At 32.4% G+C, this 16052-nt stretch carries 10 protein-coding genes and 1 tRNA gene; all 11 read left to right on the forward strand.

All coding sequences use genetic code 11. The features are described 5' to 3' along the window. Positions 1 to 34: 34 nt before the first annotated feature. The 11 genes from murC to OA85_RS07650 all read left to right on the forward strand — a co-directional run bounded on the left by murC (position 35) and on the right by OA85_RS07650 (position 16048). Positions 35 to 1384 (forward strand): UDP-N-acetylmuramate--L-alanine ligase, encoded by a 1350-nt coding sequence (murC, locus tag OA85_RS07600; RefSeq protein WP_039108927.1) that lies wholly within the window; start codon positions 35 to 37, stop codon positions 1382 to 1384. Then, the gene (locus OA85_RS07605) at positions 1371 to 2093 is read left to right on the forward strand and encodes a cell division protein FtsQ/DivIB (RefSeq protein WP_039108928.1); all 723 of its coding nucleotides are present in this window, start codon (positions 1371 to 1373) and stop codon (positions 2091 to 2093) included. Before murC ends, OA85_RS07605 begins: the two co-directional genes overlap by 14 nt. A 6-nt stretch (positions 2094 to 2099) precedes the next feature. Beyond that, entirely contained in the window at positions 2100 to 3482 is a 1383-nt protein-coding gene (ftsA, locus tag OA85_RS07610) for a cell division protein FtsA (protein WP_039108929.1), read from the forward strand. Between the two features lie 53 nt (positions 3483 to 3535). Beyond that, a complete protein-coding gene (gene ftsZ / locus OA85_RS07615) occupies positions 3536 to 5491 on the forward strand; it encodes a cell division protein FtsZ (protein WP_039109445.1) in 1956 nt (651 codons plus the stop codon). 341 nt (positions 5492 to 5832) lie between these two features. Then, positions 5833 to 6282: a GatB/YqeY domain-containing protein gene (locus tag OA85_RS07620; protein ID WP_039108930.1), complete on the forward strand. Its 450-nt coding sequence runs from the start codon at positions 5833 to 5835 to the stop codon at positions 6280 to 6282. 53 nt (positions 6283 to 6335) lie between these two features. Further along, positions 6336 to 6409 (forward strand) — tRNA-Arg (locus OA85_RS07625). 220 nt (positions 6410 to 6629) lie between these two features. Continuing rightward, the gene (locus tag OA85_RS07630; protein ID WP_197056058.1) at positions 6630 to 7295 is read left to right on the forward strand and encodes a zinc-dependent peptidase; all 666 of its coding nucleotides are present in this window, start codon (positions 6630 to 6632) and stop codon (positions 7293 to 7295) included. Between the two features lie 383 nt (positions 7296 to 7678). Further along, the gene (locus OA85_RS07635) at positions 7679 to 10402 is read left to right on the forward strand and encodes a substrate-binding domain-containing protein (RefSeq protein WP_039108932.1); all 2724 of its coding nucleotides are present in this window, start codon (positions 7679 to 7681) and stop codon (positions 10400 to 10402) included. A 423-nt stretch (positions 10403 to 10825) separates the two neighbouring features. Beyond that, positions 10826 to 12367, forward strand: coding sequence for a glycoside hydrolase family 32 protein (locus OA85_RS07640; protein WP_039108934.1), 1542 nt, complete (start codon positions 10826 to 10828; stop codon positions 12365 to 12367). A gap of 758 nt (positions 12368 to 13125) precedes the next feature. Further along, complete coding sequence (locus OA85_RS07645) at positions 13126 to 14466, forward strand: sugar porter family MFS transporter (RefSeq protein WP_039108935.1); 1341 nt, start codon at positions 13126 to 13128, stop codon at positions 14464 to 14466. Next, entirely contained in the window at positions 14450 to 16048 is a 1599-nt protein-coding gene (locus OA85_RS07650) for a glycoside hydrolase family 32 protein (RefSeq protein ID WP_039108936.1), read from the forward strand. The genes OA85_RS07645 and OA85_RS07650 overlap by 17 nt, the downstream gene beginning before the upstream one ends. Positions 16049 to 16052: the final 4 nt, after the last annotated feature.

Consider the following 16052-nt stretch of genomic DNA (forward strand, 5'->3'; position numbering starts at 1 on the left):
AGAACAAGATAATAGTGCAAAGACTTAAAATAATATGAACTTAAATCAAATACATAACGTCTATTTTATAGGAATTGGAGGTATAGGCATGAGTAATCTGGCTCGTTATTTCAAGAATTTGGGAAAACAAGTCTCTGGTTACGATAAAACGCCTTCTGCACTTACCAATGAATTAATAGAAAGTGGAATTTCAATTCATTTTGAAGATAGTATCGATTTAATTCCTGCAGATTTTTACGTAGAGAATACTTTGGTGATTATTACCCCTGCAGTTCCAAAAGCACATTCAGAGTGGAATTATTTTTTGGAAAGAGATTTTCAGGTAAAAAAAAGAGCGGAAGTTTTAGGGATAATTACAAAAGATACTTTTTGTTTTGCAGTAGCGGGAACACATGGAAAAACGACTACTTCAGGTATTTTAGGTCATGTTTTGCATGAAAGCGGTGCTGATGTTACTGCCTTTATTGGTGGAATTGTAGAAAATTACAATTCGAATTTAATAGGAAACGGAAAAACAGTAACTGTTGTTGAAGCAGATGAATTTGATCGTTCGTTTTTGCATTTACATCCTAATATAGCGTGTATTACATCAATGGATGCGGATCATTTGGATATTTATGGAACCAGTGAAGCGATAGAAGAATCTTTTGTTGAATTTGCTTCTAAAGTAGAAGATAAGAGCAACCTTTTTATAACCAAAGAATTACCATTAGAAGGGATTACATGTGCAGTAAATGAAGAGGCTGTTTTTAAAGCTTTTAATGTTAGAATAGGAAATGGTAGTTATGTTTTTGACGTACAGACGCCTACAGAGATAATAAAAGATTTACATTTTGGATTACCAGGAAAACACAATTTGATGAATGCATTAATGGCTATTGCAATGGCAAATATATTCGGCACCCCAACCGATGCCATTGCAAAAGCCATTGCATCATTCAAAGGAATTAAAAGAAGATTTTCGTACCAAATTAAAACGGATAAGTTAGTTTATATCGATGATTATGCACATCATCCAACGGAAATAAATGCAGTGCATCAGGCGGTTAGGGAATTGTATCCAGACCAAAAAGTATTGGCAATTTTTCAACCACATTTATTCAGCAGAACGAGAGATTTTGCTGATGATTTTGCCAAAAGTTTGTCTGCCTTTGATGACGTTGTTTTATTAGATATTTATCCGGCCCGTGAATTGCCAATGGAAGGCATAAATTCACAATGGTTGATGGATAAAATGACCAATAATCATAAAAAAATAGTCTCTAAAAGCGATTTAATACCAACAATTTTAGCTAGCGATGCTACCGTTATTGTAACTATTGGAGCAGGAGATATTGGAGAATTAGTGCCATCCATTAAAAAAGCGATAAATGAAACTCTTTAATTGGACAAATATTCGGTTAATACTAATGTTTATAGTAGTAATTTTTCTGTTTTCGTTTACGTCAAATCGAAATAAAAACAGAAAATTGACTAAATCTGTAGTGGTTTTTGTTGGAGAGAATGCGCCTTTTGTTAAACAGGAAACGGTTAATAAATTGTTAATAGAAAATAATAGAGATGCATCAAGCATTCAAAAAGTTAATTTAGATTTGAATAAACTGGAAAGAAGTCTAGATGCACAAGAAATGATTGAAAAATCAGATGTATTTGTGAGTATTGACGGTGTGTTGAAAGCAGTAGTAAAACAAAAAACTCCTATAGCTAGAGTTTTTGATGATGGTGGTTCTTTTTATATTGATTACGAGGGGAATAGAATGCCATTGTCAACTAATTTTACAGCGAGAGTTCCACTTGTATCCGGGGGGATAAATAAAAAAAATAACGAAGATTTAGCCGACTTATTTCGAGCAATCTATGACGATGCGTTTTTGAAAAAAAACATCATTGGGATTGAAATTATGCCGAATGGTAGCTTAAAAATGCTCAATAGAAATTTTGATTATCAAATTGATTTTGGTAGAATGATAAATGTAGAGCGAAAATTTAAGAATTATAAAGCTTTTTTTCAAAAAGCGGTTTTAGATAGTTCGTTGTATAAATATAAAAAGATTGATCTCCGATTTACGGAACAAGTAGTTTGCACTAAATAATAGATAATGGAAAAAGAGAATATTGCAGTAGGTCTAGATATTGGGACAACTAAAATAGTTGCCATGATAGGCAAGAAGAATGAATATGGGAAACTAGAAATTTTAGGTGTAGGAAAATCTAAAAGTTTAGGTGTGGCCAGAGGCGTTGTAAATAACATCACTCAAACCATACAATCAATACAACAAGCGATACAAGAAGCCGAAAATAATTCAGGCTATAAAATAAAAGATGTAGTGGTGGGAATTGCGGGTCAACATATCCGTAGTATTCAACATACAGATTATATAAGCAGAAACAATCCAGAAGAAGTAATTGGAGGGAATGATATTCAGCTTTTGATTGACCAAGTAAATAAATTAGCAATGTTACCTGGCGAAGAAATAATTCATGTTTTGCCACAAGAATTTAAAATTGACGGACAATCTGAAATTAAAGAGCCTATAGGGATGTACGGTGGAAGATTAGAGTCTAGTTTTCATGTTGTAGTAGGACAAGCCTCATCAATACGTAATGTAGGCAGATGTATTCAAAGTTCAGGAATTGAATTGTCAGGTTTAACCTTGGAACCATTAGCTTCGGCAGATGCAGTTTTGAGTCAGGAAGAAAAAGAAGCAGGAGTTGCACTTATTGATATAGGTGGTGGAACAACTGATTTAGCCATTTTCAAAGATGGTATTATTCGCCATACAGCGGTAATTCCTTTTGGAGGAAATGTAATTACAGATGATATTAAAGAAGGATGTTCTATAATTGAAAAGCAAGCTGAATTATTGAAAGTTAAATTTGGATCTGCTTGGCCGGGGGAAAATAAAGACAACGAAATTGTTTCTATCCCAGGATTGAGAGGCAGAGAACCAAAAGAAATTTCATTAAAGAATCTTTCTAAAATTATTCATGCCCGTGTTGTTGAAATTATAGATCAAGTTTTTACGGAAGTGAAAGCATACGGACACGAAGATCCCCGTAAAAAACTAATCGCAGGGATAGTGCTTACTGGTGGCGGTGCTCAATTGAAACACATCAAACAGTTAGTAGAGTATATCACAGGAATGGATACGAGAATAGGATATCCAAACGAGCATTTGGCTGGAAATTCAGATGAGGAGATTTCAAGTCCTTTATATGCTACTGCAGTTGGATTGGTAATGAACAGCATCGAAAACAAAACGCAAAGTGCGGTTAGAATGGATGCTATCGAACCACCAAAAGCGCCAGTGTACAGACAACCAGTTGTTCAAGCGCCAGTGATTGAGGTTTCTGAAGAAGAAGTTGAGGAAGAGGCACGAAACACTAATGAAAAACAGAATTCGACAGTAAACAGAATTCAGAGAAATTTCTTCGACCGTTATGTGGATAAGATTAAGGATTTTTTAGATAACGCAGAATAAGGGCAGTGCCCAAAAACACAATAATTAATAATAAATATCAAAAACCAAATAAAATGATGAGCAACTCAGAATTTGGAAGTATTTCATTTGATTTACCAAAGAACCAATCAAATGTAATAAAAGTTATTGGTGTAGGTGGAGGCGGTAGTAACGCCATAAATCACATGTTTAAACAAGGAATCAAAGGTGTGGATTTTATCGTATGTAATACGGATTCTCAGGCCTTACAAAGCAGTTCTGTGCCTAACAAAATACAGTTAGGAGTACATTTAACTGAAGGACTTGGTGCTGGAGCAAATCCAGATGTAGGTCAGCAATCAGCTATTGAAAGTATTTCCGAGATTGAAAAAATGTTGGACCGCAATACTAAAATGGTGTTCATCACTGCCGGAATGGGTGGTGGAACTGGAACTGGAGCTGCACCAGTAATCGCGCAATTGGCTAAAGAAAGAGATATTCTTACTGTAGGGATTGTTACATTACCTTTCTTATTTGAAGGGAAAGTGCGTCAGGAACAAGCATTAATTGGGATAGAAAAGTTACGTAAACAAGTCGATTCTTTAATTGTTATCAATAATAACAAATTAAGAGAAGTGTATGGAAATCTTGGTTTCAAAGCTGGGTTTTCAAAAGCAGACGAAGTTTTGGCGACAGCCTCAAGAGGAATTGCTGAAGTAATCACGCATCACTATACTCAAAATATCGATTTAAGAGATGCCAAAACAGTATTGTTTAATAGCGGAACGGCTATTATGGGATCTTCTGTTTCTTCAGGTGAAAATAGAGCTAAGGAAGCAATTATTGCTGCTTTAGATTCTCCTTTGTTAAATGATAATAAAATTACTGGTGCCAAAAACGTATTGTTGCTTATCGTTTCTGGAACTAATGAAATTACAATTGACGAAATTGGAGAAATCAATGATCATATTCAAGTTGAAGCAGGTCATAATGCTAATATTATCATGGGGGTTGGTGAAGACGAATCGCTTGGAGATGCTATTGCAGTGACTATAATCGCTACAGGTTTTGATATTGAACAACAAAATGAAATCGTAAATACAGAGCCAAAAAAAATCATTCATACATTAGAAGATGAGCAAAGAAGTGTTCATAATCTAAGTAATAAAACGGTTACTGCATTCGATTTGAATACAGAATCTCCAGTTTCTAATTCAAATGAAAGAATTGTTTTCGATTTGTTAGAAGAAACTGCAGTTGCGCCTGAACCAGTGGTAACAATACCAACACCAGCGCCAACAATCAATAAAGAAGAGTTGATGGTTATGTCTGAATTTATTAAAAATTTAGATGTTACTTTCGAAATCGTTTCTCCTATTACTGATATTGATTTCACAATCACATCACCTGTAGCCGAAGTTAAAGAAGTAAAAGCGGTACAGCCAAAAGTTATCGAAAGACAAGAACAAACTACTTTTTCTTTTGATTTGCCACTTTTCAAAACAGAGCCAGTAGCACAAGTTGAGGAAAATAAAGTTTTGTTTGAGCTAACGAATGAAACTCGTGATATTAAAGTAAATGAAGCAGTTCAGTTTGTCCCGGTAACGGAATTGACTGATAACGGAATTATCAAATATTCTCTTGAAGAATATATGGAACCAGAGAATGATTTCATGGCTAAGCCAGTTGCTAAAACTCCAGAAGTTGTTATTCCGGCGGAGTTGAATATTACAATGAAACAAGTGAATACACCAGTAAATACGCCTGTAGATTTTGATGCTATTTCTCCTATGGAAATGACAATCGAAGAATCATTGCGAATGAGAGCTGATGAAAGAAGAAAAAAATTAAAAGAATTCAATTATAAGTTTCATAATAATGTTTCTAAAATTGATGAGTATGAAAAAGAGCCTGCTTACAAAAGATTAGGAATAGACATTTCAAACAATCAAACTAATAATACAAATTCGAGAATTTCTGTTGGAACAGACAGCAACAATGATCTACAGTTGCGTTCTAATAACTCGTATTTGCATGACAATGTAGATTAACTAACTCAAACCAAAATGAGACAGCCCGAAAATTCAATTTAATTTTCGGGTTATTTTTTTGTGTAGTGAGAACAAAGCAATCTATTGTTAATTCCAGTAAATTTCTTTAAATTTGCCGGGCCTTAATCCAGCTGTCGTTTCAAGCTTTTTCTCGAAAATGCTTTTTTCTAAGTACTTAAAAGAGCTTCTAAAGTCGCTTTTTAAGTCCAAGAAAAAATACATTTTCTCCTAAAAAGGCTTTTCACTACCATCTGGGGCATTAAAAAGCAGTTGTTTTCATAATTAGCATTTCAACAATCGATTAAACAAATAATCGATTAACCAAATTAACAATAAAGAATATGAGTTTATCAGTACAAATCATGGACGAAATGAAAACCGCCATGAGAGCCAAAGATACAGTTGCATTAGAAGCTTTAAGAGCTATAAAATCTGAAATCCTATTAGCTCAGACAGCATCAGGATCAAAAGAAGAAATAACGGAAGACGACGAGGTTAAATTGCTTCAAAGATTAGTAAAAACACGTAAAGAAAGTGCCAGAATTTTTACAGAACAAAACCGTTTGGATTTAGCTGAACCAGAATTGGCTCAAATTGCAGTAATCGAAAAATTCTTACCGGCACAATTGAGTGAAGCAGAAGTAGAAACAGTGATTGCAAAAATTATCGCTGAAACTGGAGCTGCTGGTATTGCTTCAATGGGAAAAGTGATGGGATTGGCTGCTGCACAATTAGGTGGAACTGCTGAAGGAAAAACCATTTCTACAATAGTTAAAAAATTATTGACATAAAATAGTTATGATTTGTGATTTAAGAATTAGAATTTCAAAATCCTAAATCAAATGGCTGCGTAGTTCAACTGGATAGAATATCAGATTTCGACTCTGAGGGTTGCAGGTTCGAACCCTGTCGCGGCCACAAACACTAACAAAAATACTCCAAAATAATTTCAAGTAAACTTGATTATTTTGGAGTATTTTTGTTTTAAAGAAGAAAAAAAAATATGACAGAACAACTTTTTATTTTTATATTGTTTGGGGTATTATTTCTTGTAATAATTATTTTTAGAGTTCTGGAGCCTGCTTATCTCTTATTGTTCAATAAGCCATTTTATATTCATTGGTATCCTTTCTCTAAAATGTTAAAATCAAACCAACGAAAAATTTTAGTCGATGAATTTCCATTTTATAATAGACTTTCCTCTAAAAGGAAAATGTATTTTGAACATCGGGTAAAAGAGGTTGTTGCAAGTTATAAGTTCGTAGGTAAAGAGATTATCATTACGGAACAAATGCAAATGTTAATTGCAGGAACTTATGTAATGCTAACTTTTGGAATGAGAAATTATCTGGTCAGTTTATTCAATAAAATAATAATTTATCCTTCCAGTTATTTTTCGACCGTAAATCAAGCGTACCATAAAGGAGAATTTAATCCTAGAATGAAAGCCGTAGTTTTTTCATGGGATGATTTCTTATTGGGACATGCAACATCAAATGACAATATTAATCTTGGTTTACATGAGTTTTCACATGTACTGCATTTTCATTGTTTAAAAAGTAATGATCCAAGTGCCATTATTTTTTTTGATGAGTTCAATGAAGTGATAAAATATTACTCAGATCAAAATTTAAATAAAGAACTACAACAAAAAGGGTATTTTAGGCTGTATGCCTACGAAAACCAGTTTGAATTTTTATCGGTAATCTTAGAACACTTTTTTGAAACACCTCATGTTTTTAAAACAACCCATCCTGAATTATACGCACATATTGCTAAGATGATCAATTTTAAAGAAGAATAGTTTAAATTAAATGGAAATAATTTCGAGTATAATTTTTTACTTTTTTTATCGGCATAATTTAGTTTTATATTTTATAATAAGTTCTTATTGATAAAAAACAGACATTAAGTCCTTAAAAAGAAATCGTTATATAAAATGAAATAGTAATGCCATATTTTTATATATTTGTCTATAATTGTTAAAATCATTTTATACTCAAAAGAAAATGATATTAGTTCTACAGAACAGCAACAATTACTACACTATTGGAATTATCATAATCAGGAATTATTTTGTAAGGTTAAGAAAGTCTCTAATCATGGATGTTATTATGGACATGATTTTAGAAAAATCTATTACAAGAATAACTGAAATTACTCTAAATTTTTATAATCATAAATCGTATGTCAAGAAGAGGCTATTTTATACTACTGGCAAGTTTTATATGTTTACTGAATTCCTGTAATTCATCAGAAAGCGATAGAAGGAAAATTTCTATTGGATTCTCACAAAGTGTTGATGATGATATTTGGAGAACATCGATGAATCATGCGATGGAGGTTGAATCTTCGCTTCATCCAGAGGTTAGCTTGAGAATTTATAATGCGAATCGTCAACCAAAAAAACAGATTCGTGATATTGAAAAGTTTATTGAAGATAAAGTAGATGTCATAATAGTTTCCCCTTTTGAATCAGACTTTATTGTCCCAGTAATAGAAAAAGCCAAAGCCAAAGGTATCCCGGTAATCATAGTAGACAGAAAAGTAAATACGTCTAATTATACAGCATATTTGGGAGCAGACAATATTGAAGTGGGACGATTAGCGGGTAAACATCTCGTTTCAATTTCTAAAGGGCATGCAAATGTGATTCAAATTTATGGGGATTTAGATACATCGCCTGGTTTAGAAAGAAGCTTGGGATTTAAGCAAATTGTTCAACAATATCCTGGTATTAAAGTTTTTGACATCGATTCAGATGACTTTGGACATCCAAAAACAAATTATATAAAGTTATTAGATAGTATGTCTAATATTGATTACGTATATGCCTTTAATGATTTAATTGCGTATAACGCATGGAAAATTGCCAAGGATAAAGGGTTAGATAAAAAAATAAAATTTATAGGGGTTGATGGGCTTAATGGACCATTCGGAGGGATTCAATATGTTAAAGATAAAATTTTAGAAGCAACCGTTTTATATCCAACAGGAGGAAGTGAAGCCATACGATTAGCTTTGAGAATAGTCAATCAAGAAATTGTTCCTAAAAATAATAAATTGAATACGATATTGATAGATTCTCTTAATGCAGATATAATGAGCAATCAATTTGATAAAATAACAATCCAACAATCTGATATTGAGCAACAACAAAATGTTATTAAAAATCAAGAAAAGAAATATTCGACACAGGGTAATCTGCTGAAACTTTTAATTTCTTTGTTTATAATTGTACTAAGCTTAGCGATATATAGTATCTATTCAGGAATAACAATTCGTCGTAAAAAGAAAGAATTAGAAGAGACAAATAAAAAAAATGTTAGTCAAAGAAACGAAATTGAAAAATTTTCTGAAGAACTAAAATTAAGTAATGAAGCAAGACTTAATTTTTTTACAGGTTTGTCTCATGAATTCAAAACGCCGTTAACGTTGATATTGAGTTCTATAGAATCTTTAGGAAATGAATTTAAGAATAAAGGGATTTCCGTGAATAAGGAAATAAATTTGATGTATAACAACTCCAGAAGGTTACTCCGGTTAATTAATCAATTATTAGACTATAGAAAAACAGAGGATCAAAAATTTATTTTGAGAGCATCAAAAACTAATATTTTAGATTTTTCTAAAAGTATCATTGGTGATTTTGATCGGGAAGCGAAGAAAAGAAATATTGATTTTTCATTGACAACGAACAATCCAGACCTAGAGGTCTACATAGATCGCAATCTAATGGATAAAGTCTATTTTAATTTGTTGTCTAATGCCTTTAAATTCACCCCTGAAAAGGGTAAAATTTTGATTACAATAAAAGAAGATAAACCCAATAATACAGTTAAAATTCACTTTAAAGATTCAGGTATAGGGATTCCAGAAAATGAGTTGAAGGAGGTTTTTAATGCTTTTTATCAAGGTTCAAATAATTACAGAAACAGTTCCGGAATAGGACTGCATCTGTCAAAAAGTTTTGTCGAACTGCACAAAGGAAACATAGAAATTAATTCAAAAAATGGAACAGAATTTATAATTACATTACCATTAGGAAAAGAGCATCTTGATGAAAAATACATAATAAAGGAGCCTATTTTGGATTTTGTTCATCAACCCGATTATCTGGATTCGGAGTTTATTCAAAGTGTTGAACCAAAAAACACCGAAGATAAATATTCGATTCTATATATAGAGGACAATAAGGAGCTTTTAGATTTTGTGTCTCATAAATTCTCAGCAGAATATACTTTTTTTGCTTCCGATGGTACCAATGCAATTGAAAGAGCATTGGAGTTAATTCCGGATATTATTATCTGTGATTTGAATTTGCCTGAAAAGAATGGTTTTCAAATTTGTGAAATACTCAAGAAAGATTTAAGAACGTCACATATTCCTATTATAATACTTACCGCTTCGGATGATCAAGATTCGTATTTGAAGGCTTTAGAAAGTGGAGCTGATATCTTTTTGACAAAACCTTTCAATTTAAAAGTATTAGCTCAATCTATTAAAGGATTGCTCTTTAACAGAGAAAAACTACGGTTTTATTATACCAATAATATTTTAAATATTGAGGATGGTGATTTTGGTGTTTCTGAACAAGATTTTCTAAGAAAATTAAATGATCTTATTGCAAAAAACTTGGATAATTCTGCCTATACTGTTGAAGATCTTGCGCGAAGTTTAACTATTTCGCGGATACAATTGTATCGAAAAGTTAAAGCTATATTAGGAATTAGTGTTAGTGACCATATTAATAATATGCGATTGGATAAATCAAAAGAGCTATTAAAAAAATCAGACCAAAACATTTCAGAAATTGCCTATGCAGTGGGTTTTTCATCACCAAATTATTTCTCCACTTCCTTTAAAAATAAATTTGGGGTTACACCTAAAGAATATAAAAATAAAAAATAGATTTTTTTCTATTGAACCACTTTCTTCTTGCAATAATAGCGTAACATAATTATAATTCATGTAACATAAAAGCAACTACAACGAAGTAGTTGCTTTTCTTTTTACGTGTAATTATTTGATATGTAGCTAATTAGTATTTTTTAAACAATTTTTACTGGCATTATATGAAAAAGCAACATCCTTAAAATAATAGCTAAATTTTTACGGATATCTTAGCAATTCAATTTAATTTTTTAACATAGTTAAATTTTTTAGTTGATTTTAAATAACCTCTTTAAAAAAAGTTAGAGAACGACTAATCGTTATTTAATCAAATAATAAGGAGGTTTTGATTTCTGAACTAAACATTTTTATAAAAATTATTTAATCTCGGGGTGTTGAGTGTCTTTAGGATATTTGATAGTTTTCGTAAACCAACAAAATATGAAAATATGTCTTAAGTTTTTATGTCTTTTTCTTTGTCATGCAGTGTTTTATAATTGCAGTAACGATAATAAGCCTGGAACTGAAAATCCGGTTGTTGAAACAAATGCGCCAGCTTGCCAAACAGCTAATGAATTAAGCAATGCGTATACAACTTTCTTTAAACCGACTTCAGCTTGGTTTGGTGATCCTATGCCATTTTATGAAAATGGAATATTCCATATTTTCTATTTGTACGATGCGAGAAATACATTGCCCACATTTCATCCTTGGTACAAAGTAACCACAACTGATTTTGCAACATTCAATGACAATAGCGAAATGATTGCTACTGGAACCGTGACTGATCAGGATGGAGCATTAGGTACAGGATCCGTTTTTAAATTGAATGGAATTTATTACGCTTTCTATACAGGACATAACGGAATTCTTGATCCTAAAGAAAAAATTATGCTTGCAACGTCTACGGATTTAAAAACTTGGACAAAAGATCCATCATTTTTGCTTCAAGCTTCTTTCGGATACGATCGTAATGAATTTAGAGATCCAATTGTTATAGAGGATAAAATTACGGGAACATATAAAATGTTGATTGCGACACGTTCTGAGGTTGGTTTAGTTTCTGATGGTAATGTACCATGGCGGGCAGTTATCGCTCAATACAGTTCTACTAATTTAAAAGATTGGACTTTGGAAAAGCCATTTTATGAGGACACAACTACCTTTATAACTGAATGTCCTGATGTATTTAGTATGGGTGACTATCAGTATTTGATCTATTCTAATATTGATGATCGAATGGTACACTATAAATACCGTTTGCTGACAGCCAATACTTGGATTACTCCTGTAAATAATACCTTAGATGGAATTGCTTTCTATGCTGGAAAAACAGTTACCGATAGCATAAACCGGTATATAGCAGGATGGTGTCCTACTAAAAACAAAAACAGTGATGCCGCTATTTTTGATTGGGCTGGATCGCTTGTAACGCATCGACTTGTAACGCATCCAAATGGAACATTAGGTATTGCGATACCCAATGGTGTAGACAACAAGTTTATTGTTAATGAAGCTTTAAATGCGAAAATAGGCTTTGGAACTACAAAGCAAGGAGACGCCTATACATTGAAGGGTAATGGGGCTGAAAAAGCATTTTCAGTGTTTGACAGAGAAACTGGAGCATTTAAAATTAAAACACATATAAAAGCGATATCATCCACTCAATTTGGTTTTGAATTTGGAGCGTGTGACACACGAAATGAAGTATTTGCCATTGTATTCGATTTAGCCAAAAATCAATTAAGATTAGATAAGGTTATAAAAAATGCGTCCTCCTTAAATGTAACGCAGCTTCCACTAAATGTCCCGGCTAATAAAGAGTTTGATGTTACAATCATTTCTGAAAATTCGGTATGTGTGATATACATTAATGACGAAATAGCTTTTACGAACCGTATTTATAAAATGAATCAAAATCCGTGGGCTATTTTTGCTGATAATGGTGAAGTCACTTTTTCAGACTTAAAAATTTTTAAATAAAAGCGTGCTATAGAAAGGGTGCCTTAGGTTTTCCAAAAGCTTTGGGCTCACTAAAGAACAAATTCTGTTTGTTTTTTGAATAAGTTATAACATGCTCTTTCACTTTTATAAGTTGCAGACAAAAATCAGAACCATCAAAATCTAATTTTGATGGTTTTTTTTATGGCCCCCATTTCAATGTAATAGTTTAGAAGGCTTACATGACTTATGTGATTATAATAAACTCCAGTTCGAGTGCTTTTTGCGGAGTGATGCGCAGCAGAATTATATGTAGGACTGTTTGAATTTCAAAGGGCCTTGTTCTCGCTGCAATTCCTATGCATCGATTCTAAAAACGCTTTGAATCCTTAGGGTATACTGTATTTCATCTGCGTAAATCTTTGTAAAATTTTTAGTATGCTATAATAGTGTGAAAATGCCTGGTAAATTCGTTTTTTTTATGTATTATTTTTATACTTCCTGTAAAAATAAATTTAAAATTATAGTAATTGAGTAAAATCAGTACAGTAGTCTTTTTTATGGATCGGTATCTAGGTTTTTTATCTTAAAAGTAGCGTAACATAATTGTAACAAGTGTAACATCATTGAACTACAACGAAGTAGTTCTTTATTTATCTTAGTGTGTAATTCACTGAAAAACAGGTAATTGTGTTTTTTATTTGTTTCTAAAAACAGTTTTAAATGAAATTGTAACATCCTTAAAATACATGCAGAATTTTTGCAGATATCTTAGCAATCTAATTTAATATTTTTTGATAATGAAAAAAATTGTTGTTTGGTCTCTGATTGCTTCACTTGCAGGGTTTCTTTTTGGATTTGATACGGTTGTTATTTCAGGAGCTGATAAAAAGTTGCAAGTTTTATGGAATTCTTCTGATGCTTTCCATGGAACAGTAGTTATGGGGATGGCTTTGTGGGGTACCGTTTTTGGAGCAATATTCGGTGGGATACCAACTAATAAAATAGGAAGAAAGAATACACTATTATGGATCGGGATTTTATTTTTCATTTCGGCAATTGGTTCTGCTTTAGCAAATAACCCATTCGTTTTTGCTGCTTTTAGATTTATTGGTGGTCTTGGTGTTGGAGCATCAACAATTGCAGCGCCAGCCTATATCTCTGAAATTGCACCGGCAAAAGATCGAGGGAAATTAGTTGCTTTCTATCAATTTAATATTGTTTTAGGGATTCTGGTTGCTTTTCTTTCTAATTATTTATTAAGAGACACAGGCGAAAATTCATGGAGATGGATGATGGGAGTACAAGCAATTCCATCTTTTATTTATACACTATTTATTTTTACTATTCCAAAAAGTCCAAGATGGCTGTTGTCTAAATCCAGAAATGAGGAAGCTAAAAAAGTCTTGCATCTAATGGGGCAAGAAGCTGACTATGAAAAATTGATGGTAGAGATTAACCAGCATAATAACAATACTACTATTTCCAATGAAAATATTTTTCTAAAAAAATATCGTACCCCTTTAATTTTAGCCTTTTTTATAGCGCTGTTTAACCAATTGTCCGGTATTAATGCATTCTTATATTATTCACCCAGAATTTTTCAAGAAGCTGGTTTGGGAGAAAGTACCGCTTTATTAAGCAGTATAGGAATCGGAGTCATAAATTTAGTTTTTACTCTAATTGGAGTTTTTCTAATTGATAGATTAGGACGAAAAGTCTTAATGTATATTGGTTCGGTAGGATACATTGTTTCACTTTCTCTTGTTGCTATGGCCTTCTTTTTCCATTGGCAAGGAATGGCGGTTCCAATCTTCTTGTTTTTATTTATTGCTTCACATGCAATAGGTCAAGGAGCGGTAATCTGGGTTTTTATTTCAGAAATTTTCCCGAATCATCTTAGAGCATCTGGACAAGCTTTTGGGAGTACAACGCACTGGGTTTTAGCAGCGATAATTCCATCTCTAATTCCATTTTTGTTTTCCACTATAGGTCCTGGTGTTGTGTTTTTGTTTTTCGCAATAATGATGGTTTTTCAACTCTTGTTTGTTGCGTTTTTGATGCCGGAAACTAAAGGAATTTCCTTAGAAGAATTAAGTAAAGAATTAATAAAAAAAGAGAACTATGATTACAGTAAATAAAAAAGAATTTTTTAGAACAATATGTTGCATCATGGGGCTATTAGTTTTATTCGGTTGTAAAGAAACTGCAGTGGTCAATAAAAAATCCTATTCGGAAGAAGAACTTTATAGACCCAATTTTCATTATACTCCAAAAAAAGGTTGGATGAATGATCCTAATGGGATGTTTTACAACAACGGATATTACCACCTTTATTATCAATATTATCCAGATTCTAATGTTTGGGGACCTATGCATTGGGGACATGCTATAAGTACTGACCTTATAACATGGACTGAAAAACCAATAGCGCTTTATCCTGACGAAAAAGGCTATATTTTCTCAGGAAGTGCTGTTGTTGATACAAAAAACACTTCGGGATTTGGCAGTTTAAGAAATCCGCCCATTGTAGCCATGTTTACTTATCATGATCCTATAAAAGAAAAAGCTGGTAAAATCGATTGTCAATCACAAGGAATTGCCTATTCGTTAAATGAAGGCTTGACTTGGACAAAATATGACCAGAATCCAGTTATAAAAAATCCAAATCTTAAAGATTTTAGGGATCCAAAAATGACTTGGGATGCCATTCATGAGCAGTGGTTAATGGTTTTAGCAGCTGGAGATCATGCTATGTTTTATGGTTCTAAAAATTTAAAAGATTGGGAATTACTTTCTGATTTCGGAAAAGATATTGGAGCCCATGGAGGCGTTTGGGAATGCCCGGATTTTTTCCCATTGCAAGTAGAGGGTACGGATGAATATAAATGGGTGCTTTTATTAAATATAAACCCAGGAGGACCTAATGGTGGTTCAGCAACACAATATTTTGTTGGCGATTTTGATGGTAAAACATTTAAACTGGATGAGTCATTCTCTCAAGACTTAAAAAAGCAAAAAGCATTATGGATTGATTTCGGCAGAGATAATTATGCTGGAGTTACTTGGTCAAACATTCCAGATACTGATGGTAGAAAACTGTTTGTTGGTTGGATGTCTAATTGGGACTATGCTAATAAAGTTCCAACTGAAAAGTGGAGGGGAGCTACAACTTTACCAAGAGAATTAAGTCTTGTAAAAGAAGACTATCATTTCAGGGTTTCTTCTCAGCCAGTGAGAGAATTGAAAAATTATATTTCAAAGACTATAAAAAAAGATACCATTAAAATTAATAAAGGGAAAACCGTATTAATTAATAAAACAATGGTGGATTTATCAAAACTAGATATTCGATTTACCTTAAAAAATTTAAAAGAAGACGTTTACACTTTTTCTCTTTCCAATAATTCCAATAATTCAATTCATTTTGGGATTAATAAAAAAGAAAAATACTTTTTTATTGACAGACAAAACTCAGGGAATTTATCTTTTTCTGATGTTTTTGCAAAGCAAATTTCTAAAGCTCCATTTACTGGAGATTTTGATAAAATGGATGTAAGAGTAATCGTTGATAAAACCTCAATAGAAGTGTTTTACGATAATGGAAAAACAGTTATGACCGAAATATTTTTCCCGGAAAAACCGATGGAAACATTTTCAGTCACTAAAGAAAATTTCAATTTCACTATTGAAAATTTAATAATTAACCAACTAAAATTTTAACTAA

Source organism: Flavobacterium sp. AED, assembly GCF_000812945.1.
GTDB lineage: Bacteria > Bacteroidota > Bacteroidia > Flavobacteriales > Flavobacteriaceae > Flavobacterium.